Annotated in this window: 25 protein-coding genes and 1 pseudogene; 14 read left to right on the forward strand and 12 right to left on the reverse strand. The window is 59.5% G+C overall.

Annotated elements, in window-relative coordinates; all coding sequences use genetic code 11:
* Positions 1-56 precede the first annotated feature (56 nt).
* Genes coxB through ABXR19_RS09990 form a run of 6 tightly spaced genes read left to right on the forward strand, consistent with a single transcriptional unit; the run spans position 57 to position 4684 of the window.
* On the forward strand, positions 57-1211 hold the full coding sequence (gene coxB, locus ABXR19_RS09965; RefSeq protein ID WP_354600976.1) for a cytochrome c oxidase subunit II: 1155 nt from the start codon (positions 57-59) through the stop codon (positions 1209-1211).
* A gap of 14 nt (positions 1212-1225) precedes the next feature.
* Positions 1226-2812, forward strand: coding sequence for a cytochrome c oxidase subunit I (gene ctaD / locus ABXR19_RS09970; protein WP_354600977.1), 1587 nt, complete (start codon positions 1226-1228; stop codon positions 2810-2812).
* Between the two features lie 15 nt (positions 2813-2827).
* On the forward strand, positions 2828-3670 hold the full coding sequence (locus ABXR19_RS09975; protein ID WP_354600978.1) for a cytochrome c oxidase subunit 3: 843 nt from the start codon (positions 2828-2830) through the stop codon (positions 3668-3670).
* Between the two features lie 12 nt (positions 3671-3682).
* A complete protein-coding gene (locus ABXR19_RS09980; RefSeq protein ID WP_354600979.1) occupies positions 3683-3940 on the forward strand; it encodes a cytochrome c oxidase subunit II in 258 nt (85 codons plus the stop codon).
* Positions 3937-4065 (forward strand): hypothetical protein, encoded by a 129-nt coding sequence (locus tag ABXR19_RS09985; protein ID WP_354600980.1) that lies wholly within the window; start codon positions 3937-3939, stop codon positions 4063-4065. The genes ABXR19_RS09980 and ABXR19_RS09985 overlap by 4 nt, the downstream gene beginning before the upstream one ends.
* 4 nt (positions 4066-4069) lie before the next feature.
* A complete protein-coding gene (locus ABXR19_RS09990) occupies positions 4070-4684 on the forward strand; it encodes a cytochrome c oxidase assembly protein (RefSeq protein WP_354600981.1) in 615 nt (204 codons plus the stop codon).
* Between the two features lie 18 nt (positions 4685-4702).
* On the opposite strand, the gene ABXR19_RS09995 is transcribed toward ABXR19_RS09990, so the two are convergent.
* A complete protein-coding gene (locus ABXR19_RS09995; protein ID WP_354600982.1) occupies positions 4703-4900 on the reverse strand; it encodes a twin transmembrane helix small protein in 198 nt (65 codons plus the stop codon).
* Here ABXR19_RS09995 and ABXR19_RS10000 point away from each other — a divergent pair.
* The 6 genes from ABXR19_RS10000 to ABXR19_RS10025 all read left to right on the forward strand — a co-directional run bounded on the left by ABXR19_RS10000 (position 4899) and on the right by ABXR19_RS10025 (position 9163).
* Positions 4899-5699 (forward strand): SURF1 family protein, encoded by an 801-nt coding sequence (locus ABXR19_RS10000; RefSeq protein ID WP_354600983.1) that lies wholly within the window; start codon positions 4899-4901, stop codon positions 5697-5699. The genes ABXR19_RS09995 and ABXR19_RS10000 overlap by 2 nt on opposite strands.
* Before the next feature lie 44 nt (positions 5700-5743).
* On the forward strand, positions 5744-6289 hold the full coding sequence (locus ABXR19_RS10005) for an SCO family protein (RefSeq protein WP_354600984.1): 546 nt from the start codon (positions 5744-5746) through the stop codon (positions 6287-6289).
* A gap of 21 nt (positions 6290-6310) precedes the next feature.
* Positions 6311-7237 (forward strand): heme o synthase, encoded by a 927-nt coding sequence (gene cyoE / locus ABXR19_RS10010; protein WP_354600985.1) that lies wholly within the window; start codon positions 6311-6313, stop codon positions 7235-7237.
* Positions 7238-7242: 5 nt separating this feature from the next.
* Positions 7243-8262, forward strand: coding sequence for a COX15/CtaA family protein (locus ABXR19_RS10015; protein WP_354600986.1), 1020 nt, complete (start codon positions 7243-7245; stop codon positions 8260-8262).
* A gap of 98 nt (positions 8263-8360) precedes the next feature.
* Positions 8361-8903, forward strand: coding sequence for a TlpA family protein disulfide reductase (locus ABXR19_RS10020; RefSeq protein WP_354600987.1), 543 nt, complete (start codon positions 8361-8363; stop codon positions 8901-8903).
* A 179-nt stretch (positions 8904-9082) separates the two neighbouring features.
* On the forward strand, positions 9083-9163 hold the full coding sequence (locus tag ABXR19_RS10025; RefSeq protein ID WP_354601075.1) for an SEC-C metal-binding domain-containing protein: 81 nt from the start codon (positions 9083-9085) through the stop codon (positions 9161-9163).
* A 157-nt stretch (positions 9164-9320) separates the two neighbouring features.
* Here ABXR19_RS10025 and zapE read toward each other — a convergent pair whose 3' ends face one another.
* The 11 genes and pseudogenes from zapE to ABXR19_RS10080 all read right to left on the reverse strand — a co-directional run bounded on the left by zapE (position 9321) and on the right by ABXR19_RS10080 (position 21916).
* The gene (gene zapE, locus ABXR19_RS10030; RefSeq protein WP_354600988.1) at positions 9321-10436 is read right to left on the reverse strand and encodes a cell division protein ZapE; all 1116 of its coding nucleotides are present in this window, start codon (positions 10434-10436) and stop codon (positions 9321-9323) included.
* Positions 10437-10508: 72 nt separating this feature from the next.
* On the reverse strand, positions 10509-11933 hold the full coding sequence (lpdA, locus tag ABXR19_RS10035) for a dihydrolipoyl dehydrogenase (RefSeq protein WP_354600989.1): 1425 nt from the start codon (positions 11931-11933) through the stop codon (positions 10509-10511).
* Between the two features lie 119 nt (positions 11934-12052).
* A complete protein-coding gene (gene odhB / locus ABXR19_RS10040; protein ID WP_354600990.1) occupies positions 12053-13312 on the reverse strand; it encodes a 2-oxoglutarate dehydrogenase complex dihydrolipoyllysine-residue succinyltransferase in 1260 nt (419 codons plus the stop codon).
* A 36-nt stretch (positions 13313-13348) separates the two neighbouring features.
* The gene (locus tag ABXR19_RS10045; protein ID WP_354600991.1) at positions 13349-16198 is read right to left on the reverse strand and encodes a 2-oxoglutarate dehydrogenase E1 component; all 2850 of its coding nucleotides are present in this window, start codon (positions 16196-16198) and stop codon (positions 13349-13351) included.
* Between the two features lie 82 nt (positions 16199-16280).
* Positions 16281-17582, reverse strand: coding sequence for a citrate synthase (gltA, locus tag ABXR19_RS10050; protein ID WP_354601076.1), 1302 nt, complete (start codon positions 17580-17582; stop codon positions 16281-16283).
* 75 nt (positions 17583-17657) lie between these two features.
* Positions 17658-17885 (reverse strand): annotated as a pseudogene (locus ABXR19_RS10055) (FAD assembly factor SdhE); the annotation flags it as partial.
* Between the two features lie 3 nt (positions 17886-17888).
* Positions 17889-18599, reverse strand: a complete 711-nt coding sequence (locus ABXR19_RS10060; RefSeq protein ID WP_354600992.1) for a succinate dehydrogenase iron-sulfur subunit — start codon at positions 18597-18599, stop codon at positions 17889-17891.
* Positions 18600-18620: 21 nt separating this feature from the next.
* Complete coding sequence (gene sdhA, locus ABXR19_RS10065) at positions 18621-20393, reverse strand: succinate dehydrogenase flavoprotein subunit (protein ID WP_354600993.1); 1773 nt, start codon at positions 20391-20393, stop codon at positions 18621-18623.
* On the reverse strand, positions 20394-20741 hold the full coding sequence (gene sdhD, locus ABXR19_RS10070; RefSeq protein WP_354600994.1) for a succinate dehydrogenase, hydrophobic membrane anchor protein: 348 nt from the start codon (positions 20739-20741) through the stop codon (positions 20394-20396).
* Positions 20735-21139, reverse strand: a complete 405-nt coding sequence (gene sdhC / locus ABXR19_RS10075) for a succinate dehydrogenase, cytochrome b556 subunit (protein WP_354600995.1) — start codon at positions 21137-21139, stop codon at positions 20735-20737. The genes sdhD and sdhC overlap by 7 nt, the downstream gene beginning before the upstream one ends.
* A 48-nt stretch (positions 21140-21187) precedes the next feature.
* A complete protein-coding gene (locus ABXR19_RS10080; RefSeq protein ID WP_354601077.1) occupies positions 21188-21916 on the reverse strand; it encodes a GntR family transcriptional regulator in 729 nt (242 codons plus the stop codon).
* A gap of 218 nt (positions 21917-22134) precedes the next feature.
* On the opposite strand from ABXR19_RS10080, the gene ABXR19_RS10085 reads away from it, so the two are divergent.
* Both ABXR19_RS10085 and ABXR19_RS10090 read left to right on the forward strand, forming a co-directional pair.
* Positions 22135-23127 carry a malate dehydrogenase gene (locus tag ABXR19_RS10085; RefSeq protein WP_354600996.1) on the forward strand — a complete coding sequence of 331 codons (993 nt, stop codon included), beginning with the start codon at positions 22135-22137 and terminating at the stop codon, positions 23125-23127.
* Between the two features lie 31 nt (positions 23128-23158).
* Entirely contained in the window at positions 23159-24166 is a 1008-nt protein-coding gene (locus tag ABXR19_RS10090; RefSeq protein ID WP_354600997.1) for an HpcH/HpaI aldolase/citrate lyase family protein, read from the forward strand.
* The last annotated feature ends 33 nt before the right edge of the window (positions 24167-24199 follow it).

Consider the following 24199-nt stretch of genomic DNA (forward strand, 5'->3'; position numbering starts at 1 on the left):
AAATAAAAACCCGGTGCTACCATGCGCTGATTATTAAAAAAGTGGCGGGAGACAAATTGAAAGCCCTAAATCACCCCAGCTGGCGCATTGTTAATATTTACCACGGCATTCGCGCCATACCCGCTTTTATAATCGGGTTAATTCCAACGTGGGCGCATGCGGAATTCGGTCTGAATCTTCACGCCCCGGCCTCCGGTCTGGCGCAGGATATTTATGACCTGCACACCGTGATTCTGTGGATCTGCCTGGCGATTTTCATCGCCGTATTCGTTCCGATGTTTTTCGCGCTGATCAGGCACCGGAAATCCAGAGGGCATCAGGCCGCGACCTTCCACGACAACCTCTGGGTTGAAATCATCTGGACCATCATTCCGGTACTGATCCTGCTCGCGATGGCCTGGCCGGCCACCAAGCTGGTGGTGTCGATGAAAGACACCAGCAAGGAAGACCTGACCATCAAGGTCACCGGGCATCAGTGGAAGTGGGAATACGAGTATCTGGGCGAGAACATCCGCTTCATGAGCAATTCCTCGACCCCGAAAGAGCAGATCGACGGCGCGCAGCCCAAGGGAGAAAATTACCTCCTCGAAGTTGACCGTCCGCTGGTGGTGCCAGCCGGCAAGAAAATCCGTCTGGTGATGACCTCCAGCGATGTTATCCACGCCTGGTGGGTACCGGCCTTTGGTATCAAGCAGGATGCCGTGCCGGGCTTTATCCGCGACGCTTGGTTCAAGGCCGACGCCCCGGGCATTTACCGCGGCCAGTGTGCGGAATTGTGCGGCGTGGGCCACGGTTTCATGCCGGTCGTGGTCGAAGTCGTGACGCCGGAGCAGTTCGCCACTTGGCAACAGCAACAGAAGACCCTGGTGGCAGCCGCCAGCGCCAACGCCGGCAAGACCTACGAGTTGGCGGAGCTGAAAGCCCTAGGCGAAAAGGTTTACGCCACGAATTGCATGGCCTGCCACCAGCCGACCGGCATGGGCATCCCCGGCGCATTCCCGGCACTCAGCGGCTCAGAGTTGATTGCCGCAGGCAAGGCGGAGCATATCGACATCATCCTCAACGGCAAGCCGGGAACGGCCATGGCCGCCTTTGGCAAGCAGTTGTCGGATCTTGATCTCGCTGCGGTCATCACTTATGAACGCAATAGCTGGGACAACAAGCTCGGCGATGTTGTGCAGCCAGCCGACGTCACCGCACGGCGCAAGTAGCCAGGAGTCTGTAAATGAATACCACGACCGTAAATGACACCGCCGGGCACCACGACGAACACGGCGCCCCGCCAGGCATCATGCGCTGGCTGACCAGCACCAACCACAAGGATATCGGCTCGTTGTACCTGTGGTTCAGCCTGTTCATGTTCTTCTTCGCCGGTGCGCTGGCCATGCTGATCCGCGCCGAATTGTTTCAGCCCGGCTTGCAATTGTTCCAGCCTGGTGTGTTCAACCAGCTGACGACCATGCATGGCCTGATCATGATTTTCGGCGCGATCATGCCGGCGCTGGTCGGCTTCGCCAACTGGCAACTGCCGCTGATGATCGGCGCCTCGGACATGGCTTTTCCACGGCTGAACAACTGGAGCTTCTGGCTCCTGCCGGCAGCGGGCATCCTGCTCATCGCGACATTTTTCGTCCCGGGCGGCGCCATTGCCGGCGGCTGGACGATGTACCCGCCGCTGTTCATGCAGGGTGGCATCGCCTACGACATGTCGATAATGGCCATACACATCCTCGGCATCTCGTCGATCATGGGCGCGATCAACATCATCGTCACCATCCTCAATATGCGTGCGCCGGGCATGGGGCTGATGAAAATGCCCTTGTTCGTATGGACCTGGCTGATCACCGCCTTCCTGCTGGTCGCTGTGATGCCGGTGCTGGCCTGCGCCATCACCATGCTGCTGACGGACCGCAATTTCGGCACGCACTTCTTCGACGCAGCCGCGGGCGGCGATGCGGTCATGTATCAGCACATCTTCTGGTTCTTCGGCCATCCCGAGGTGTACATCATGATTCTGCCGGCCTTCGGCATTGTCTCGACCATCATCCCGGCCTTCGCGCGCAAGCCGCTGTTCGGCTATGTGTCGATGGTTTATGCCGTAGCCTCGATTGCCTTCCTGTCCTTCATCGTGTGGGCGCACCACATGTTCACCACGGGCATGCCGGTCGCCGGGCAGCTGTTCTTCATGTACACGACCATGTTGATCGCCATTCCAACGGGAGTGAAGGTCTTCAACTGGGTAGCCACCCTGTGGCGCGGCTCGATCACTTTCGAAACGCCGATGCTGTTTTCGCTGGCCTTTGTCTTCCTGTTCGCCATCGGCGGATTCAGCGGCATGGTGCTGGCGCTGGTGCCGGTCGATATCCAGCTGCAAGACACCTACTACGTGGTCGCCCACTTCCATTACGTGCTGTTTTCCGGCTCGGCGATGGCGATCATGGGCGGCGTGTACTACTGGTTGCCGAAGTGGACAGGGCATATGTACAACGAGAAGCTGGGCAAGCTGCATTTCTGGCTGACCGCCATCGCCTTCAACATCACCTTCTTCCCGATGCACTTTCTCGGTCTGGCCGGCATGCCGCGGCGCATTCCTGACTACGCCCTGCAGTTTGCCGAGTTCAACATGATCTCGAGTCTGGGTGGCTTCCTGCTCGGCGCCAGCCAGCTGCTCTTCCTCTACATCGTGATCAAGTGCGTACGCGGTGGTACACCCGCCGGTAATCGGCCGTGGGACGGCGCCGACACGCTGGAGTGGACGCAGACCTCACCGCCGCCTTACCACTCCTTCGTTACCCCGCCGCTCGTGAAGTAGGCAAAGGAAAACACCATGCACGCACACGCCAACAAAGATGTTTATTACGTTCCGCCACCCTCGATCTGGCCGCTGGTGGGCTCGGTCGCCCTGTTGACCTTGGCCGTCGGCTTCGTTCTGCATCTCAACAAAATGCCCGCCGGCCCGTATGTCATGGCGCTTGGCGCCGGAATCCTGCTGACCATGCTCTTCGGCTGGTTTGGCGCCGTGATCAAGGAAAGTCTGGCCGGAAAATATTCGGCTCAGGTCGACCGATCCTTCCGCTGGGGCATGGTGTGGTTCATTTTTTCCGAGCTGCTGTTCTTCACCGGCTTTTTCGGGGCGCTGTTTTACGCGCGCACCATCGCCGGCCCTTCGCTTGAAGATTCGCAAATGCTCTGGCCGGGCTTCACCGCGAGCTGGCCAACGGCCGGCCCCGGCGCCCCCGCCGGCGCGACCATCTCACCGGTCGATCCCTGGGGCCTGCCGGCGCTCAACACGCTGATCCTGCTGCTATCCGGCGCTACGGTGACCTGGGCGCACTGGGGGCTGCAGAAGAACAAACAGCTCCAGCTCAAGCTGGGCCTGGCAGTGACGATTGCACTCGGCATTCTGTTCATTTCATTGCAGATCCACGAATACGCCGAGGCGGCCTTCACCATCCGCGACGGAATTTACGGCGCCACCTTCTACATGCTGACCGGCTTTCATGGTTTTCACGTGATCCTTGGCACAGTCATGCTCGGCGTGATTTTCGTTCGCGCGCTCGCCGGCCACTTCACGCCGGAACGGCATTTTGCCTTTGAAGCCGTGGCCTGGTACTGGCATTTCGTCGACGTCATCTGGCTTTTGCTGTTCGTTTTTGTATATTGGGTTTAAGGAGCAAGCATCTTGAGCCTGCATAACCGTTACATGATTGCCATCAGCGCCCTGTTTGCCGTGGTGTTTGTGATCATGATTTTTTCGATGATCAAACACCGCAGGGCCTGCGTGCGCTCGGCCAGTAAAGTCGTCGGCACGACAGGCGCGGTGCAATGGTTCTGGGCGCTGCTGCCACTGGCAATCCTCGGCTACATCAATTTCTCGCTGATCGACACCGACTCGGGCGATCACCCGCCCGCAAAAACCCCACAGTACGCACACCGATGAGCGCCCCGAAAACCCCTGCTGCAGCCGAGCTGGAACGTCGCCACGCAGCCAATAAACGCGTCGGCTGGAGCCTTGCGGCTCTCGCACTGGCGATCTTTCTCTTCTCGATGTTCCTGAGAAGTTGATGTAATGAACGACCCAAGCATTGATGGCCCGACACCGGTACGCAGTCACCGCGCCTTGCTGATCAAGCTACTGGCAATCGTCGTGGGCTTCTTCGGCTTCGGCTTTGCACTGGTGCCCTTGTACGACGCGCTATGCATTGCCACCGGCCTGAATGGCAAGACCGCCAGCGTGACCAGCACGCTGGGTAACGGGGGCCTCAGCCAGCCGCAATCAGCCGCGCCTTCACGCATTGATCGCAAGCGGATCGTGACGGTCGAGTTCACCGGCACCGTGATGCCCGGCCTGCCCTGGGAGATGCAGCCACTGACCGCAAAGCTCGATCTGCATCCGGGCGAGCTGCATCTGGCCATGTTCCGCGTGCGCAACAACTCTTACAAAACGATTATCGGCCAGGCCATTCCCAGCGTATCGCCCGGTCTGGCGGCGCAGCACTTTCAGAAGCTAGATTGTTTCTGTTTTGCGCAACAGAGTCTGGCGCCGGGAGAAACGAAGGACTTGCCGCTGAGTTTCATCGTCAAGCCGGAAATCGATAAGGACATCCGCACGATCACCCTGGCCTATGCTTTCTTCAATACCGCCGACCCGAAATCGGCGACAAAAAGCCTGCTGACACGCTGATAAATGCGCCACTTTCCTTTACAAACTATGGCTGGAAATCAGTCCAAATTTATAGCCCAGCATCAGCATCGCAAACAGGGCTATCGACAGACCGATACGCAGGGTCAAGGCTTTCACGGCACGATCACCGCCTTGCCCTCGGCACAGGAAAAACAGCCCCGAAAACAGGCTGCCGATCACGCCAAGCAACATGAGAATGATGACGAGCTTGAACATGGCAGACTCCGATAAGGGAAGCGCAGATTATGCGCCCGGCACGCAGGCGGTGACAGCGGCGCAATCGGCGACCGTCACCACGCGGCGTCGCTTTCAGCCACGCCTGTGGCCCACCCTCGCCGCCGCGCTGCTGGTGCCACTCTTCATGGCGGCCGGGCAGTGGCAGTGGAACAAGGCCAACAGCAAGAAAGCTCTGCAGCAACAGCTCGACGCCGGGGGCGCCGCCTCGGCCCTGCAGATGCCGACAGCGCGGGTCGATGCCGCAGCACTGCGCTATCGCAAGATCCTGGCGCAGGGACAGTACGAGCCCAAGCACCAGATCCTGATCGACAATCGCATTCAGCAAGGCCGCGCCGGCTACGAAGTCATCACTCCGCTGCGCCTGGAAGGCAGCGAAATGCGCGTGCTGGTCAATCGCGGCTGGATCCCTGCTCTGCCCGACCGGCGCCAGACGCCGCAGATCAGTACCCCGGCCGGGCGGATCGAGATTTCCGGCACCGGCATCATCCCCGGCACGCGTTTCTTTACCCTCGGCACCGATGCTACTGGTGCTGCGTCCCAGTGGCAAAGCGTCTGGCAAAACCTAGACATGGCGCGCTTTGGCAAAGCCGTCAGCTTCCCCGTCCAGCCCATCATCATCCAGCTTGATCCAGACAGCACGGCGGGCGGCTTTGTCCGTGAATGGCAGCGCCCCGATGAGCGCCTGCAAACCAACCTCAACTATGCCATCCAGTGGTGGACCTTTGCCGCGACCACCGTCGTGCTCTGGCTGGTAGTGAACTTCCGCAAACCATCATGACTGCCATCAGCTCAGATCTCCCTGCTGCAAAACCTGCAGGCCGCATGCTTTTTCTTCTGGCGGCCGTGTTTGTCCTGCCTTTTCTGATTGGCACGGGGCTCTTCTGGTCGGGCTGGCGGCCGGGCAAGTTCAGCAACTATGGCGAACTCCTGCAGCCGGCTCGCGATCTTCCGGCAGAAGGGCTGAAACATGCCGACGGCACGCCATTCCCGAACACCGAGTTGCTGGGCAAGTGGCTGCTGGTCTTGCCAGTCAATGGGGTCTGCGAGGCTATCTGCCTGAAGAATCTGCAGCAGATGCAACAGGTTCACATCGCCCTCAACAAGGATCAGAACCGTTTGCAGCGTGTCCTGATCAGCAGCGGCACGGTGGCACCCGTCGCCCTGCAGACCCGCTTTCCAGATCTGGTGCTGGGCGTCGTCGCGCCCGCTGATGCCGCACCCTGGCAGCACACCCTGGAGGGCTCCGGGAAAACGCTTTACATCATCGACCCGCTGGGCAAGGTCATGATGCGCTACGCCGAACCCGGCCAGATGCGCGGTGTCCTCAAAGATCTCGAGCGCTTGCTGAAGTACTCGTGGATCCGCTAACAAAGTTTCAGGAGGTTTCGTATGTCCACAAGCGTGAGAGAGCCGGCGGCCACTCCAGTCAATGAGCTGGTCGCTGCAGCACGCCCGTTCGGTCGGCGTCTGGCGGATTTTTTTGCCCTGTGCAAACCCCGCGTCAACAGCCTGATCGTCTTCACCGCGATGATCGGCATGTTCATGGCATCGTCCGGACTGCCGCCCCTGCGGATCTTTCTGGCCGCATCGCTGGGCATTGCTCTGGTTGCCGGCGCGGCAGCCGCGATCAACTGCCTGGTCGAACGTACCGCCGATGCCCTGATGGCGCGCACCCGCTGGCGCGCCACGGCCAGCGGGAAAATCGGCACTGCCGAAACCCTGTCGCTAGCCTGTCTGGTCGGCGGTTGCGGCCTGTGGATTCTTTATGTGCTGGTCAATCCACTGACCATGTGGCTGACCCTGGCCACCTTTCTGGGCTATGCAGTGATCTACACCCTGCTGCTCAAGCCCGCCACGCCAATGAATATCGTGATCGGCGGCGCCTCCGGCGCCATGCCACCCCTGCTCGGCTGGGCAGCGGTGACGGGTTCGGTCGGGCCGGAAGCGATCGCGCTGTTCCTGATCATTTTCATCTGGACGCCGCCGCATTTCTGGGCGCTAGCGTGCTACCGCCGCGAAGAGTATGCCAAGGCCGGTCTGCCGATGCTGCCGGTCACGCATGGCGTGGAATTCACCTGTCTGCACAGCCTGCTCTACGTTGTCATGCTCACCGGGGCAACCCTCATCCCTTACAGTCTGGGCATGAGCGGCCCGCTGTATCTGGCCGCAGTGCTGACCCTCGACGCCATTTTCCTGACTTACGCCTGGAGGCTCTGGCGCAACTACAGTGACGATCTGGCCAAAAGCACGTTTCGCTGGTCCATCCTCTACCTGACCCTGCTGTTTGCAGCACTCCTGGTCGACCACTTCATCTGATTACGATGCGCCTCTATCACCGCTTACTGATCCTCGCCGCAGCCCTCGCCTTCTGTGTCATTTCCCTTGGCGCCTACGTACGTTTGTCGGACGCCGGACTCGGCTGCCCGGACTGGCCCGGCTGTTATGGACATTTGATCGGCGTGCCGGATGCGGCGCATGAACATGCCGCCGCACTGGTCGACTTCCCCGGCAAGCCGGTCGAAACGCACAAGGCCTGGAAAGAGATGCTGCACCGTTATCTGGCCGGCAGCCTCGGCCTGCTCATCGCCCTGATTGCGGCTCTGGCCTGGAGGCATCGCCGCGCCCTGCAGCAATCGCCACTCCTGCCCAGCGTACTGGTCGCCGTGGTCGGCCTACAGGCCCTGCTCGGCATGTGGACGGTTACGCTCCTGCTCAAACCCGTCATCGTCAGCGCACACCTGCTGGGGGGCATGACAACCCTGGCACTACTCGTGTGGCTCATCCTGTCGCGCCAGGCGCCAAAGCCGCGTTCCGTCTCCAGTCCGCTGCGCTGGCTGGCCCTGCTCGGTTTGCTGGCCGTCGTCGTCCAGATCGCCCTCGGCGGCTGGGTCAGCAGCAACTACGCAGCCCTGGCCTGCAGCGACTTCCCGACCTGTCTGGGCGCCTGGCGGCCTGAAATGGATTTCACGCAGGCCTTCCAGATCCACCGCGAACTCGGCCAGACCGCCGAGGGCGGATTTCTGCCCGCCAGCGCACTGGTCGCCATTCACTGGGCGCACCGCGTCGGTGCACTCGTCGTCAGTCTGATCCTCGGCACGCTCAGCATCCTGTTGCTGCGCCGCGCCGAATGGCGCAACTGGGGCCTGCTGCTCGGCGCCGGTTTATGTCTGCAAGTCGGACTGGGGATTGCCAACGTCCTGCTTCGACTGCCGCTGCATCTGGCCGTGACGCACAATGCCGGCGCCGCCGTCTTGCTGACTCTGAGCCTCGCGCTGAGCTTCAGGCTGTGGCAAGCCTCGGAGGCTGAGCATTTTTCCAGACGGCGCGATCTGCCTTCGTAGGTGCGACTTTAGTCGCACTCCACGCATGGATGGCCGACTGAAGTCGGCCCTACGGAACGTGACTTTGACACTCGCCAATAGCCCTTGGGTAAGTCTTGATGAAATCTGGAAATGCCGTATTGCTAGCCGTAGCATTGTGCTCAGCGCTGCTCGGCATCGTTTTCAACGCCCATCAGCGCTCACAGCAAAACACCGGCAAGTTAGTGACAAACCAGTTCCTGAGTTCGACCCTGCACGATGCCACAGGCAGCCCGCAAGCCCTCTCCCGCTGGGCGGGCAAACCCTTGCTGATCAACTTCTGGGCACCTTGGTGTGCCCCCTGCGTGGAGGAGATGCCCGAACTCGCCGCCCTGCAAACCGAGCTCGGCGCCGAACACATCCAGTTCATCGGCATCGGCCTCGACTCGCAAGAAAGTATCCGGAAATTTGCCGACCGCTTCGAGATCAGCTACCCTTTGTACGTTGCCGGCATGCACGGCGCCGAACTCTCCGCGCAATTCGGCAATCGCTCCGGCGGCCTGCCATTTACCGCCCTCATCGGCCAGGACGGCCGCATCGTCAAGACATGGCTGGGCAGGCTGAATATGCCCGAGCTGCGCAAGGATCTGGCCGCATGCCTGAGCAGCGCCAGTCCCTGCTAACTCCAATTCCAGCTAGAAACGATACTTTGTTGACTTAGCCTTGTCGTGCTTTAGCACTCTCTGCGGCTCGTCTCTATCTGGAATTGGAATAAGCCCCTCTGAATTTCTTCGAAACATCAGTCCTGCAGCAGTTAAAAGATCACATCACGTATTTCGCTCAGTCTCCACACTCCGCAAAACTGACCAAATCCAAAAAGGATGGCCGCAACAATTCATGCCCGTGCGGCTCTGAGAAGGAGTACAAGAAATGCCATGCCTAAGCTTGGACACTCCCACACAGAGCATGTAAATGATCATTGAAGTGCCGCGTGCAGCGGACTTCTCCGCGGCATGTGCCTGCACAGCCATGACGGAAGAGCCTCTCCGGCATGCCTACCTGCAGAGCCATTCTGGGTGAGGCTCTTCGGCTGGGACTCGCTATTGCGCCCGATGCGGCTCCGCCAGGTATTCGCGCGAGCGCATCTCGATCAGGCGTGAGACGGTGCGCGGGAATTCCTGAGCGTTGGGGCCTTCGCGATACAGCTCGGGTGCTTCGGCGGCGGCGCTGAGGATCAGTTTGACGCGACAATCGTAAAGCACGTCGATCAGCCAGGTGAAGCGGCGTGCTTCGTTGCCCTGCTCCTTCTTCATCACCGGCACGCCCGAAAGGATGACCGTGTGGTACTGGCTGGCGATGTCGAGGTAATCATTCTGCGAGCGCGGGCCTTCGCACAGGGTGGCGAAATCGAACCAGACCACGCCGGGCGCGACGCGGCGCACGGGCAGTTTGCGATCCTGCACGGTGATTTCGCCAGGAGCTCCCGCCGAACCCGCAACCTTGCCAAAGTGTCCGGCAAGTTCGCGCTGGGCGACGTCATCGGCCGGAGTGATGAAGATGTTCAGCGACTCCAGCGTGCGCAGGCGGTAGTCGACACAATTGTCGACCTCCAACACATCGAATTGCCGCTTGATCAAATCGATGGTCGGCAGGAAATTCTGGCGCTGCAGGCCATTGGGATAGAGGCCATCGGGCGGATAGTTGGAGGTCATCACGAAGACCACGCCGCGCTCGAACAAGGCCTGGAGCAGACGGCCGAGAATCATCGCATCGGCGATGTCGGAGACGTGGAATTCGTCGAAACAGAGCAGCCGCACCTGTTTCGCCAGATCGTCGGCAACCCGCGCCAGTGGGTCTTCTTCGGCCTTGTGGGCGCGCAATTGGGCGTGCAGATCGTGCATGAAGGCGTGAAAATGCACGCGACGTTTGCGCTTGTATGGCACGGCCTCGAAGAAGCAATCCATGATGAAGCTCTTGCCGCGTCCGACGCCGCCCCACAGGAAAACGCTGCGTGGCAGATCCGGGTGGATGAAGAACTTGCGCAGCTGCGTGCGGCGCTGCGCCTTGAAGCTGAGCAGTTCGGTATACAGCCGCTGCAGGCGGGCGATCGCGCCTAACTGGGCGGCATCGGCCGTATAGCCACGCACGCCAAGCAGCGCGTCGTAAGCATCGCTAACGCCGAATTCAGGAACATTGAGAATGTGATGCGAATCCATGGCGCTGCCTCGAAAACAAGAAAGGGCAAAGGTTTTGGCCTTTGCCCTTTGTTAAGCGATCAAGCCCGCTGCTTAAAAATGCAAGGAGCGTTTATCGACGGCCAGTGCCGCTTCATGCATGGCTTCCGACAGCGTCGGGTGCGCATGGCAGGTGCGGGCCAGATCTTCGGCTGCGCCGCCAAATTCCATCGCCACGACGGCTTCGGCAATCAGTTCGGACGCATTGGTACCGAGGATATGCACGCCCAGAATCTGGTCGGTCTCAGCATGGGCCAGCACCTTGACGAAGCCGGTGGTGTCGCCCTGACCGAGCGCGCGCCCGTTGGCCAGGAAGGGGATCTGACCCAGCTTGTAGGGAATGTTGGCCGCCTTCAGATCCTGTTCGGTCTTGCCTACCCACGCCACTTCCGGATGGGTGTAAATAACCCATGGAATGGTGTCGTGATTGATCGTGGTGCCCTGCCCGGCGATACGCTCGGCGACCATGACGCCCTCTTCCATGCCCTTGTGCGCGAGCATCGGGCCCGGCACCACGTCACCCACGGCCCAGACATTCGGCAGGTTGGTGGCACAGTGATGATCAACCGCGATACGGCCGCGATCATCCAGCGCAAGGCCCACAACATCGGCGTTCAGGCCGGCAGTGTTAGGGATGCGGCCCACAGCAACGATGAGCTTGTCGACTTCCAGCGTCTGCACGCCATCATCGTTTTCGTACTTGATGATGACGGTCTTCTTCTTGGGCGTCACTTCCTTGATCTGAATCCCCATGTGGATGTTCAGACCCTGCTTGCTGGTGAAGATCTTCCAGGCTTCCTTGGCCACATTGGCATCGGCCGCGGCGAGGAAATCCGGCATGGCTTCGAGGATGGTGACTTCAGAGCCGAGGCGCTTCCACACCGAGCTCATTTCCAGACCGATCACGCCAGCACCGATCACACCAAGACGCTTGGGCACGCCGGCGATGTTGAGCGCGCCGATGTTGTCCAGCACCAGTTCCTGATCCACCGGAATGCCTGGCAGATGACGGGCATGCGAGCCGGTGGCAACGATGACGTGGGTCGTGGTGACGATTTCCTCACCGATCTTGACCTGCCACTTGCCATCGACCTGCGCCACGAAACTGCCGTGGCCGGGCTTGAAGGTAACCTTGTACTTCTTGAACAGGCCTTTGATGCCGCTGACCAGTTGGGTAACGATATTGTCCTTGCGCTTGATCATCGAAGGCACATCGATGCTGACCGAATCCATCTTGATGCCGTGCATCTGGAAGGAGTGGTTGGCCTGATCGAACAGCTCGGACGAGTGCAACAGGGCCTTGGACGGAATGCAACCCACGTTCAGGCAGGTGCCTCCCAGGCGCGGTTCGCCCTTGGGATCGGCATAGGACTCGGATTCGCAACAGGCGGTCTTCAGGCCCAGCTGCGAAGCGCGGATGGCAGCAACATAACCGGCGGGGCCGCCACCGATCACTACTACGTCGAATTCTTGGCTCATTTCTTATCCTTTGGATAGTGGGAACTGGGTAATCGGAACTGGGAACTGGGGATATTTGCGCTGGCGCCGCCAGCGGTACAAAACCCAGTCCCCATTTCCCAATCCCCGGTTCCCGTCGTTCAGATTTCCAGCAGCAGGCGGGCCGGATCTTCCAGCGCTTCCTTCATGGTGACCAGGCCCAGCACGGCTTCGCGGCCATCGATGATGCGATGGTCGTAAGACATGGCGAGGTAGTTGATCGGGCGGATGACGATCTGACCGTTCTCCACCACGGCGCGATCCTTGGTGGCATGCACGCCAAGAATTGCGGACTGCGGCGGGTTGATGATCGGGGTCGACAACATCGAACCAAACACGCCACCGTTGGAGATGGAGAAGGTGCCGCCGGCCAGGTCCTCCATGGAAAGCTTGCCTTCCTTGGCCTTGGCGCCGAATTCAGCGATCTTCTTTTCGATCTGGGCGATGGACAGCTGATCGGCATTGCGAAGAATCGGCACGACCAGACCACGCGGCGAACCGACCGCGATACCGATGTCGAAATAGCCGTGATAGACAATGTCATTGCCATCGATGGAAGCGTTCAGCACTGGATACTTCTTCAGCGCGGCAACCGCAGCCTTGACGAAAAAGGACATGAAGCCGAGCTTGATGCCGTGCTCTTTTTCGAACTTCTCGACGTATTTCTTGCGCAGCTCCATCACCGGCGCCATGTTCACCTCGTTGAAGGTGGTCAGGATGGCGTTGGTGGCTTGCGATTGCAGCAGACGCTCGGCGACACGGGCACGCAGACGGCTCATCGGTACGCGCTGTTCCGGGCGGTCGCTGAGGGCTGCTTCTACAGCCGGCGGCACGGGCGGCTGCGGCAGATCCGCCGTAGCCTTGGCGACCGGTGCGGCAACGGCCGGCACCGAGACAGAACTACCTGCAGCGGCCGGACGCGAGACGCCCAGCGCATCGCCCTTGGTGACGCGGCCGCCAGGGCCGGAGCCTGCCAGCGAAGCCGCATCGACGCCCTTCTCGGCGAGGATCTTGCGCGCAGCCGGGCCGGTGCCCGCTGCTGCTGCGGCCCCCGTGGAGACTGGCGCTGCGCTTGCCTGTGCAGCAGGGGTGGCTGCAGAAGGAGGCTGGGCGCCGGCCTTGGCCTCTGTGTCGATGTGCGCGATCAATTCGCCGCTGACAACGGTGGAGCCGTTGCCCTTGACGATCTTGACGATCACGCCATCGGCCGGGGCCGGTGTTTCCAGCACGACCTTGTCGGTTTCAATATCAATGAGGTTCTGGTCGCGCTTGACGGCCTGACCTTCCACAGCGTGCCAGGTAACGAGGGACGCCTCGGAAACGGATTCCGACAGTTGCGGAACTTTGACTTCGATGATCATTTTCTGATTCTCCAGTTTTTATCTGACCGGGCGCGCTCAGAAGCGCGGCGCCAGGTCTTGTCCGAGTTTGCCGAAAGCGCCTTCAACAATTTCACGCTGCTGGGCGTTATGCACTGCGTAGTAACCCACCGCCGGCGAGGCCGAAGCCGGGCGGCTGACCAGATACAGCGTGTGCTTGTCACCCATGGAACGCGTCAGATGTTGACGTGAAGCGATCCAGTACCAGGCGCCCTGATTGCGTGGCTCTTCCTGACACCACACCACATCCTTGGCATTCGGATACTTCGCCAGCTCGACTGCAAACGCGTCGTTCGGGAAGGGATACAGCTGCTCCAGACGCACGATGACAGTGTCTTTGAGTTCCCTGCTGCGACGCTCGGCCAACAGCTCGTAATAAAGCTTGCCGGAACATACCACCACACGCTTGACCTTCTTGGCGTCGAACTTATCGACTTCGCCAATCACGGTCTGGAACGTGCCGGTCGCCAGATCATCCAGCGAGGAGATCGCATCCTTGTGACGCAGCAAAGACTTCGGCGTCATCACCACCAAGGGCTTGCGCAGCGGACGAATCATCTGGCGACGCAGCAGGTGGAAGATCTGTGCGGGCGTCGAGGGTACGACGACCTGCCAGTTGTTCTCCGCCGAGAGTTGCATGTAACGCTCAAGACGGCCGGATGAGTGCTCCGGGCCCTGACCTTCGTAGCCATGCGGCAGCAGCATGGTGATGCCCGCCTGACGACCCCACTTGGCTTCACCAGAGGCGATGAACTGATCGATCACCACCTGGGCGCAGTTGCCGAAGTCACCAAATTGAGCTTCCCACACCACCAGCTGATTCGGCTCGGCGGTGGCATAGCCATATTCAAAACCGAGAATGCCGGATTCGGACAGCACGGAGTCGATCACCACAAACGGAGCCTGTTCAGGCTGGATGTTGGCCAGCGGAACGTGGCTGCCGTCATCCCATTTTTCGCGATTCTGATCGTGCAACACCGCGTGACGGTGGAAGAAGGTGCCACGCCCGCAATCCTGACCTGAAATACGAATGCCATAACCCTGTGCCACCAAGGACGCGTAGGCGAGGTTTTCGCCCATACCCCAATCCAGCGGCTGCGTGCCATCACCCATGGCCTTGCGAGCCTCGATAATGTTGGACACGCGCGAATGAAGGGTGAAACCCTCTGGCAGATCGGTCAGGCGCTTGGCCAGACGTTTCAACTCGGCCATCGGCACGCTGGTATTGGCTTCATCGGTATAAGCCTTCTTGGTATACGGCGTCCAGTCCTGCGCGAACTTACGGCTGTGGCCGGAGAGCACCGGGTTATACAGCAGCTCGCCACGATCCAGATGCTCGCGGTATTCAGCGATCATGTTGTCCGGCTCGTCGCTGGTGCACACGCCCTGCCCGACCAGCTTGTCGGCATACAGTTTGCGCGTGCCCGGATGCTGAGCGATCTTCTTGTACATCAAGGGCTGAGTCACCATCGGCTCATCCGCTTCGTTGTGACCAAGCTTGCGGTAGCACAGCAGATCGATGACAACATCCTTCTTGAAGGTCTGACGGAACTCAATGGCCAGCTGGCAAGCCAGCGCGACGGCTTCCGGATCATCCGCATTGACATGGAAGATCGGGCACTCGCCCATCTTGAAGATGTCGGTGCAATAGATCGAGGAGCGCGAGTCACGCGGATCAGAGGTGGTGAAGCCGATCTGGTTGTTGATGACCAGATGCACTGCACCGCCCGTGCCGTAACCGCGAGTCTGGCTGAAGTTGAGCAATTCCTGATTGATACCCTGACCGGCCACAGCGGCGTCGCCATGAATCAGCAGAGGAATGATCTGACTCTTGCCGTTGTCGCCGCGACGCGTCTGGCGGGCATACACCGAGCCCTGCACGACGGGGTTGACGATCTCGAGGTGCGACGGATTGAAGGCCAGGGTCAGGTGCACCGGGCCGCCAGCGGTATTCACATCGCTGGAGAAGCCCATGTGGTATTTGACGTCGCCCGCCGACAGGTCGGACGCGTGCTTGCCTTCAAACTCTTCAAACAACATCTTGGGCGCCTTGCCCAGAGTGTTGACCAGCACGTTCAGACGACCACGGTGGGCCATGCCGATAACGATTTCCTGCACGCCCAGACCACCAGCGGCATTGATGAAGGTGTCCATCGCGACGATGGCGGATTCGCCACCTTCCAGCGAGAAACGCTTCTGGCCGACGTAGCGGGTGTGGAGATACTTTTCAAGCGTTTCGGCCGCGGTCAGACGCTCAAGAATGCGCTTCTTGGTCGGCACATCCAGGCTCGGCGTGGAGCGAATCGGCTCCAGACGGCTCTGGATCCAGCGCTTCTGCTGCACATCCGCCATATACATGTATTCGACGGCGAGCGTGCCACAGTAGGTCTGGCGTGCGGCATCGAGGATCTCGCGCAGCGAAGCCTGGCTCTTTTCCTGAAACTGGAAGGAGCCGATGTTGAAACTGGTCGACAGATCGGCTTCGGTGAAACCGTAATAGGACGGTTCCAGCTCGGCAATCGACGGACGCTCCTGACGCTTGAGTGGATCAATCTGTGCCCAACGGTTGCCCAGGAAGCGATAAGCATTGATCAGCTGCAGCACACCAATCTGGCGCTTGTCGGCCACGCCTGGCGTGGTGACTGCTGCAGACAAGGGCTTGCCCTGCTTGGCGATCTGCGCAAACGAGGCGATCACCGGTGCATGCGCGACATCGCGACCCGCGCCCGGCAGGTTCTGCAGGGAGTCGAAATAATCGCGCCATTGGTCCGGCACGTTCGACGGGTTTTCGAGGTAATTCTCGTAAAGCTCTTCAATGAACGGTGCGTTGGCACCGAACAGGTAAGAGTTGAGCTGAAGCTGTCTCATTTTTGGTTAGCCTTTTCTGGTCGGGTGCGGCGGCCAGCCACACCCGGAATAATTGGCAAATACGTCGGACTATTACGCTTACTTATCGGAAAGCCATCGGCTTGACATCGCGGTGCGGTGCGCCAGTGTAGAGCTGACGCGGACGGCCGATCTTCTGCTCCGGATCGCCGATCATTTCGTTCCACTGCGCGATCCAGCCGATGGTACGCGCCATGGCAAAAATGCCGGTAAACAAGGAGACCGGGATACCCATGGCTTTCTGCACGATGCCGGAGTAGAAATCGACGTTCGGGTAGAGCTTGCGGGAGACGAAGTATTCGTCTTCCAGCGCGATCTTTTCCAGGGCCATCGCCAGCTTGAACATCGGATCATCCTGCAGGCCGAGTTCATTCAGCACTTCGTGACAGGTCTCGCGCATCAGCTTGGCGCGCGGGTCGTAGTTTTTATACACACGGTGACCGAAGCCCATCAACTTGACACTGGAATTCTTGTCTTTGACCTTGGCAATGAACTCGCCAATTTTCTCGACACCACCCTGCGCCATCAGGTCTTCCAGCATGGCTACGCAGGCTTCATTGGCACCGCCGTGCGCCGGGCCCCACAGACAGGCGATACCCGCGGCGATACAAGCGAAAGGATTGGCGCCTGAAGAACCAGCCAGACGCACGGTCGAGGTCGAAGCGTTCTGCTCGTGATCGGCGTGCAGGATCAGGATGCGGTCCAGTGCGCGGGCCAGAACCGGGTTCGGCTCATATTTCTCGCACGGCGTAGCGAACATCATGTGCAGGAAGTTGCTGGAGTAGTCCAGGTCATTGCGCGGGAACATGAAAGGCTCGCCAATCGTATACTTGTAGGCCATCGCGGTGATCGTCGGCAGCTTGGCGATCAGGCGCATGGCAGCTACGTCGCGGTGCTCCGGGTTCGCGATATCCAGCGAATCCTGATAGTAAGCCGACAGCGAACCAACCATGCCGACGAGAATCGCCATCGGGTGCGCGTCACGACGGAAGCCCTGATACAGGCGTGTCAGCTGCTCATGCACCATGGTGTGCTCACGCACAGTCTTGGTGAAGACATCGTACTGAGCCTTGCTCGGCAGCTCTCCATTCTTGAGCAGGTAACAGGTTTCCAGATAGTCACAATTGGTCGCCAATTGCTCGATGGCGTAACCGCGATACAACAGCTCGCCCTTGTCGCCATCGATATAGGTGATGGCCGATTTACAGGCCGCCGTCGACATGAAGCCGGGGTCGAAAGTGAAGGCGCCGGTCTTGGCATACAGCGAGCGAATGTCGATGACATCAGGCCCGATACTGCCGGTAAGCACCGGAAACTCGTAGGACTGGCCATTGAAGCCCAGCGTGGCGATTTTTGGAGTAGTCATGCCTTCATTTCCTTCCTTGGAACGTGTTTCCGGGGGCGCTTCAGAGGGGATTGCCGGTGCGCTCTGCCGAAGCAAGGCCACCATGTTCTGCCATTTTTCAACCGTACATTCGGTCTTGCCACTAAGCATGGCCCACAACTCATGGTCATCGCAGGTCAATAAATCCAGCAAATCCATGAGCTGCGGTTCGCTCAGCCTATCGAGCTCGTTTGCCGCAAAGCGAATGAAGAAAAGATCGTTCTCGAGCAAACCACGCCGAGCGCGCCATTTCACTTTTTCACGTAGTGCGTGCAGATCGGACATCGCTCAGATGGCCCTCGACAACATCAGCTCTTTGATCTTGCCAATCGCCTTGGTCGGATTCAGATGCTTCGGGCACACATCGACGCAATTCATGATGGTGTGGCAACGGAACAGGCGATACGGATCTTCAAGGTTATCCAGACGCTCGTTGGTCTCTTCATCACGCGTGTCGGCAATGAAGCGGTAAGCCGCAAGCAGGCCAGCCGGGCCGACGAACTTGTCCGGATTCCACCAGAAGCTCGGACAGCTGGTCGAGCAGCAGGCACACAGGATGCACTCGTAAAGCCCATTCAGCTCATCGCGCTCTTCGGGTGACTGCAGGCGCTCCATTTCGGGCGCTGGCGAGTTGTTCACCACGTAAGGCTTGATCGAGTGGTATTGCTTGAAGAACTGGGTCATATCCACGATCAGATCGCGAATGACTGGCAGCCCCGGCAGCGGGCGCAGCACAATAGGCTGCGGCAGGCTGTCCACATCGGTCAGACACGCCAGGCCATTCTTTCCGTTGATGTTCATGGCATCCGAGCCACACACACCTTCACGACAGGAGCGGCGATAGGACATGGAATCATCCAGTGCCTTGACCTTGACCAGTGCGTCCAGCAGCTTGCGATCAGACGGGTCGAGTTCGACCGAAAGATCCTGCATGTAGGGTGCTGCGTCCTTATCCGGGTCGTAGCGATAAATCTTGAATTTGACAGTGCGGGTGGTCATCTGTTCTTAGCTCCCGGTCAATCAGTAGGCACGCGTCTTCAGCTCAACGCTGTCGACCGTCAATGGCTTGAGGTTCACCGGCTTGTATTCCAGGCGGTTGCCTTCGCGATACCACAGGCTGTGCTTGAGCCAGTTGGCATCATCGCGACCGTTCGGACGCTCCGGCGTATCCGGTGCATCGTCACGCACGTGAGCGCCGCGTGATTCGGTACGTGCATTCGCCGAGATCATGGTTGCCTTGGCGACTTCGATCAGGTTCTCGAGCTCCAGCGCCTCAATCCGCGCGGTGTTCCAGACCTGTGACTTGTCCTTGATCTCGGTCTGCAGCACCTGCTTCTCGACATCCAGAATCTTGTCTACGCCCTGCGACAACATGTCCTTGAAGCGGAACACACCAGCATGAGCCTGCATGGTGCGCTGCATGGCCAGACGGGTTTCATGCACGTCTGCACCCTGGGTCTGCATATCCAGGCGATTGACGCGGGCCAAGGCCTTGTCGATCTCGCCTTGCGGAATTTCCGGCATCGCAGCGGGTTCGTTCTTGATGAATTCGATCATCGACTCGCCTGAACTCTTGCCGAAGACCAACAGATCGAGCAGCGAGTTGGTACCCAGGCGATTCGCGCCGTGCACCGAAGCACAGGCACACTCGCCTGCCGCATAGAAACCGGCAACCGGCGCGCCCTCGGCAACCACTTCGCCACGATAATTGGTCGGAATGCCGCCCATCTGGTAGTGACAGGTCGGCACAACCGGGATCGGCTCCTTGATCGGATCGGCGCCTGCGAACTGCAGGGAGATTTCGCGAATCCCCGGCAAGCGCGACATGATCACCTTCGGATCAAGGTGAGTGATATCCAGCAGCACGTGATCCTTGGCAGGCCCGCAACCACGACCTTCGTTGATTTCCGTCACCATGGCACGCGACACTACGTCACGCGAAGCCAGATCCTTGGCGTTCGGGGCGTAACGCTCCATGAAGCGCTCGCCAGATGCGTTGCGCAAAATGCCGCCTTCGCCACGCACGCCTTCGGTAATCAGTACGCCCGCACCAGCCACGCCGGTCGGGTGGAATTGCCAGAACTCCATGTCTTCCAACGGAATGCCGGCACGCGCCGCCATGCCCACGCCATCACCAGTATTGATGAAGGCATTGGTCGAGGAATAATAGATACGGCCTGCGCCGCCGGTGGCGAAGAGCGTTGCCTTGGCCTGGAACACGGTGATTTCACCGGTTTCCATTTCCATGGCGATCACGCCGAGCACACGACCATCGGGAGCGCGCAGCATGTCCAGCGCCAGCCATTCGACGAAGAACTGGGTATTGGCTTTCACATTGCGCTGATACAGCGCATGCAGCATGGCGTGACCGGTACGGTCAGCGGCCGCACAGGCGCGACGCACCGGCTTTTCACCGAAGTTCGACATGTGACCACCGAAAGGGCGCTGATAGATCTTGCCCTCGTCAGTGCGGTCAAACGGCATGCCGTAGTGTTCAAGCTCCACCACGACTTGCGGCGCCTGCTTGCACATGAACTCGATCGCATCCTGGTCACCGAGCCAGTCGGAACCCTTGACCGTGTCATACATGTGCCAGGTCCAGTGATCCGGCTCGGAGTTACCCAGCGAAGCGGACACCCCACCTTGCGCCGCGACGGTGTGCGAACGCGTCGGAAACACCTTGGAGATCACCGCGGTCTTCAGGCCGGACTCGGCCAGAGTGACCGCTGCGCGCATGCCAGCGCCACCAGCACCAACGATTACTGCATCAAACGAACGTTTGGCGACTTTCACTCACAGCCTCCACAGAATCTGGGCAACCCAACCGGCGTAGCCGATGAGTGCCAAAAGTGTGATTACATGCAGCGTCAAACGCACGCTGATCGGTTTTACATAGTCCATCCAGATATCCCGCACACCCACCCAGGCGTGATAGAACAACGCGAGGGCAAACAAGAAGGTTGCGAACTTGGCAAAGCCGCCGGACATCAAACCACGCCAGGCGGCGTTGTCATACGCAGGCAGATTCAACACACAGACGAACATATAAACCGTATAAACAGCCATCACCACCGCCGTCACGCGCTGGGCCAGCCAGTCGCGGAAACCATAGTGGGCTCCGACTACAAGACGTTTTACCATGTCAGCACTCCCAGCAAGGCGGTCAGACTCAGACTCACAAGCAATACAGCGACTGCGCTGGCGCGTGCCGGAGTGAGTTCAATGCCGATGTGCATGTCGAGCAACAGAAAACGGATGCCGGCGCAGAAGTGATGCAGATAAGCCCACAGCAAGCCGAGCAGAAACAGCTTCACGACCGGCAGGCCCAGCACGCTGAAAGCCATGGTTGCGCGATAGCACTCAAGCTGCTCTGGAGTACCAAGACTTGCCCCCAGCAACCAGATCAAGCCGGCCAGACTCAAGAACAGGCCCACACCGCTAACGCGATGCAAAATCGATACAAAACCCGGCAAGGGCAATCTGATCTGCATGAGATTCAGATGCTTGGGCCGTTCTTTTTTGACAGTAGCTTCCGCCATTCCGCACTCCCTTGTGTCAAACCTGCGCCGCCTGGCGACGCCCCAAAATCAACTCAATTCATTAATGTAGAAGTGATCGGCCGTTGAATACAGGCCGCGCCGCCACTCCACCGGCTTGTCACCATAGCTATAAGCCACCCGCTCCACCGACAGCAAAGGAGTGTTTTCCGCCACTCCGAGCACTTCTGCAACAGCCCTTTCGGCCGCGACCGCGCGAACCTTCTCGGTCGCGCGCACCATACGCACCCCGAAACGCGATTCAAACAGACTGTACAGCGAGCCTTGCCAATCTTTCAGCTGCTCGATACTCAAGCCCTGAAACACATCGCCCGGCAGATACATTTCATCAATCACCACCGGCTTGCCCTCCAGCTTCAACACCCGGCGCACGATGATGATCTGACTGCCCGGCGCAATCCCGAGATTACGCGCAGCTTCCTGCCCGGCTTTGCCACGCATGCATTCGAGAGGCATGCTCTTGGGCAGAACCGGACCACCATTGATCGCCTTCAAGCGCAAAAACCTGAACACGGCACGGGGATCCTGATGAGTAGAAACAAAGGTTCCCTTGCCCTGCCGGCGCACCAGAATATTTTCGGCAGCCAACTCATCAATCGCCTTGCGCACCGTTCCCTGACTCACGCCAAAACGCAGCGCCAATTCCTGTTCGCTGGGGATTGCCTGTCCGGGTTGCCATTCGCCAGCCTCAAGCGCCTGCACGATCAGGTTTCTGATCTGGCGATAAAGGGGGCTGAAAGTGGGCGATTCGTGTGCCATAACGATCATTCAAGCACAAATAAAAACCTTAGTCCATATCCTATCTCATATCTTATAGAAGACATAAGATAGCTTTTGACACACCAAACCACTGCGTATAGACTTCATCCGATAATCAGCAGTACATACAGCAGCACACCCGCAACCCCAACGCGGAACGCGCCCCGGCGCAAACACCCAGGCATAGTCTTCTAAACAGAATTACCAAGGAGCCCCGAATGTCCAAGTCCCCTATCCGTGTCACCGTTACCGGCGCTGCCGGCCAGATCGGTTACAGCCTGTTGTTCCGCATCGCCAGCGGTGAAATGCTCGGCAAGGATCAACCCGTCATCCTGCAACTGCTCGATCTGCCGCAAGCTCAGAAGGCCCTGGCCGGCGTGATCATGGAACTGGAAGACTGCGCATTCCCCTTGCTCGCAGGCGTGATCGCCACCGATGACCCGGCCATCGCCTTCAAGGACACCCAGGCTGCCCTGCTGGTCGGCGCCCGTCCGCGCGGCCCCGGTATGGAACGCAAGGACCTGCTGGCCGAGAACGCCAAGATTTTCACCGTGCAAGGCGCGGCCATCGGCCAGTACGCTGCCCCGGACTGTCGTGTTCTGGTTGTTGGCAATCCCTGCAACACCAACGCCTACATTGCCAAGGAAAGCGCCAAGAAGTTCGGCCGCGTTCCCGCCAAAAACTTCACCGCCATGCTGCGTCTGGACCACAACCGCGCCCTGTCGCAACTGGCCAGCAAGAGCGGCCGCACGGTCTCCAGCCTTAAGAATCTGGTCGTATGGGGCAACCACAGCCCGACGATGTATGCCGACTACCGCTTCGTCACCTCCAATGGCGACAAGGTCAAGGCGCTGATCAACGACGAAGCCTGGAACCGCGATGTATTCCTGCCCACCGTTGGCAAACGCGGCGCCGCCATCATCGAAGCGCGTGGCCTGTCTTCCGCGGCATCGGCCGCCAACGCAGCCATCGATCACATGCATGACTGGTTCCTCGGCTCCAACGGCGAATGGGTCACCATGGGTGTCGAATCCGACGGTTCCTACGGCATTCCGGCGGGCATCATCTACGGCGTGCCCGTAATTACCGCCAACGGCGAATACACCCGCGTCGAAGGTCTGGAAATCGATGCGTTCTCACGCGAACGCATGGACTTCACACTCAGCGAACTGACCGAAGAGCGCGCCGGCGTCGCCGACCTGCTGGTCTGATCTACAACCTCCAGCTGCAACAGAGAGCCCAATGAGCACAGCATCCCCTCGCAGCCCCCTGCATCCGGATGCCGTGCTCTATCCAGAGGGCAGCCCACTGCCCCGGATTCCCGTGGTCGAGCACTTCGCCGGCAACGAGAAAACCATGCGCAAGGCCTTGGCCTTGCAAACCGAGCGCGGCGCCGTTTTCGACATCACCTGTGATTGCGAAGATGGCGCCCCCGCCGGTGCCGAACGCGATCACGCAGAGATGATCGCAGCCCTGATCATGAGTGCCGACAACCGTTTCAATCGCGTCGGCGCCCGCATTCACGACATTACCCACAACGCCTGGCGCACCGATCTGGAACAGATCGTCGGCCTGGCTGGCACACGTCTCGCCTATCTGGTACTACCCAAAGCGCGCGGCGCCTCTGATGTGGAACGCGTCATCGCCAGTCTGCGCGAAGTCGAAGCGCGCGGTGGCCTGATGCGCGAAATCCCTCTGCACGTATTGATTGAAACCCACGGTGCGCTACATCAAGTGTGGGATATTGCCGCCCTGCCCGGCGTCGAGACCCTGGATTTCGGCCTGATGGACTTCGTCAGCGCCCACCACGGCGCGATTGGCTCGGCGGCCATGCGCAGCCCGGGTCAGTTCGAACATCCGCTGATTATTGACGCCAAGACCCGCATCGTCAGTGCCGCGCTGGCTCATGGCGTGGTGCCCAGCCACAACGTATGCACGGAACTTGCAGACGGCAAAGTCATCGAAATGGATGCACGCCGTGCGCGCAATGAATTTGGCTTCCTGCGCATGTGGAGCATTCACCCGAACCAGATCGAGTCGATCCTGCAAGGCATGCAGCCCGCTGCGGCAGAAGTTGGCTCAGCCAGCGAAATCATCCTTGCCGCGCAAGACGCCGACTGGGGACCGATCCGCCATCAGGATCGCCTGCATGATCGTGCCTCTTACCGTTATTACTGGAATGTGCTGAAACGAGCGCATGCCACTGGAATCACCTTGCAAGACGCAGTACTGAACCGCTTTTTCGACTGACGCTTATTTGCAGGCACGGCACCAAGCCGCGCC

Origin of the sequence: Uliginosibacterium flavum (genome assembly GCF_040566545.1) — a bacterium.
In the GTDB taxonomy this organism is placed as follows: Bacteria; Pseudomonadota; Gammaproteobacteria; order Burkholderiales; family Rhodocyclaceae; genus Uliginosibacterium; species Uliginosibacterium flavum.

What these genes read in the sequence shown, in the direction of transcription:
- ABXR19_RS10000 (WP_354600983.1), top strand. Translation starts at nt 4,899, where the DNA reads ATGGCAGACTCCGATAAGGGAAGCGCAGATTATGCGCCCGGCACGCAG.
- ABXR19_RS10005 (WP_354600984.1), top strand. Translation starts at nt 5,744, where the DNA reads ATGCTTTTTCTTCTGGCGGCCGTGTTTGTCCTGCCTTTTCTGATTGGC.
- ABXR19_RS10090 (WP_354600997.1), top strand. Translation starts at nt 23,159, where the DNA reads ATGAGCACAGCATCCCCTCGCAGCCCCCTGCATCCGGATGCCGTGCTC.
- ctaD (WP_354600977.1), top strand. Translation starts at nt 1,226, where the DNA reads ATGAATACCACGACCGTAAATGACACCGCCGGGCACCACGACGAACAC.
- ABXR19_RS09990 (WP_354600981.1), top strand. Translation starts at nt 4,070, where the DNA reads ATGAACGACCCAAGCATTGATGGCCCGACACCGGTACGCAGTCACCGC.
- lpdA (WP_354600989.1), bottom strand. Translation starts at nt 11,933, where the DNA reads ATGAGCCAAGAATTCGACGTAGTAGTGATCGGTGGCGGCCCCGCCGGT.
- ABXR19_RS10060 (WP_354600992.1), bottom strand. Translation starts at nt 18,599, where the DNA reads ATGACCACCCGCACTGTCAAATTCAAGATTTATCGCTACGACCCGGAT.
- zapE (WP_354600988.1), bottom strand. Translation starts at nt 10,436, where the DNA reads ATGGATTCGCATCACATTCTCAATGTTCCTGAATTCGGCGTTAGCGAT.
- sdhC (WP_354600995.1), bottom strand. Translation starts at nt 21,139, where the DNA reads ATGGCGGAAGCTACTGTCAAAAAAGAACGGCCCAAGCATCTGAATCTC.
- ABXR19_RS09995 (WP_354600982.1), bottom strand. Translation starts at nt 4,900, where the DNA reads ATGTTCAAGCTCGTCATCATTCTCATGTTGCTTGGCGTGATCGGCAGC.
- ABXR19_RS09975 (WP_354600978.1), top strand. Translation starts at nt 2,828, where the DNA reads ATGCACGCACACGCCAACAAAGATGTTTATTACGTTCCGCCACCCTCG.
- cyoE (WP_354600985.1), top strand. Translation starts at nt 6,311, where the DNA reads ATGTCCACAAGCGTGAGAGAGCCGGCGGCCACTCCAGTCAATGAGCTG.
- ABXR19_RS10045 (WP_354600991.1), bottom strand. Translation starts at nt 16,198, where the DNA reads ATGAGACAGCTTCAGCTCAACTCTTACCTGTTCGGTGCCAACGCACCG.
- ABXR19_RS10080 (WP_354601077.1), bottom strand. Translation starts at nt 21,916, where the DNA reads ATGGCACACGAATCGCCCACTTTCAGCCCCCTTTATCGCCAGATCAGA.
- ABXR19_RS10015 (WP_354600986.1), top strand. Translation starts at nt 7,243, where the DNA reads ATGCGCCTCTATCACCGCTTACTGATCCTCGCCGCAGCCCTCGCCTTC.
- sdhD (WP_354600994.1), bottom strand. Translation starts at nt 20,741, where the DNA reads ATGGTAAAACGTCTTGTAGTCGGAGCCCACTATGGTTTCCGCGACTGG.
- ABXR19_RS09985 (WP_354600980.1), top strand. Translation starts at nt 3,937, where the DNA reads ATGAGCGCCCCGAAAACCCCTGCTGCAGCCGAGCTGGAACGTCGCCAC.
- ABXR19_RS10020 (WP_354600987.1), top strand. Translation starts at nt 8,361, where the DNA reads ATGAAATCTGGAAATGCCGTATTGCTAGCCGTAGCATTGTGCTCAGCG.
- gltA (WP_354601076.1), bottom strand. Translation starts at nt 17,582, where the DNA reads ATGACTACTCCAAAAATCGCCACGCTGGGCTTCAATGGCCAGTCCTAC.
- odhB (WP_354600990.1), bottom strand. Translation starts at nt 13,312, where the DNA reads ATGATCATCGAAGTCAAAGTTCCGCAACTGTCGGAATCCGTTTCCGAG.
- ABXR19_RS10085 (WP_354600996.1), top strand. Translation starts at nt 22,135, where the DNA reads ATGTCCAAGTCCCCTATCCGTGTCACCGTTACCGGCGCTGCCGGCCAG.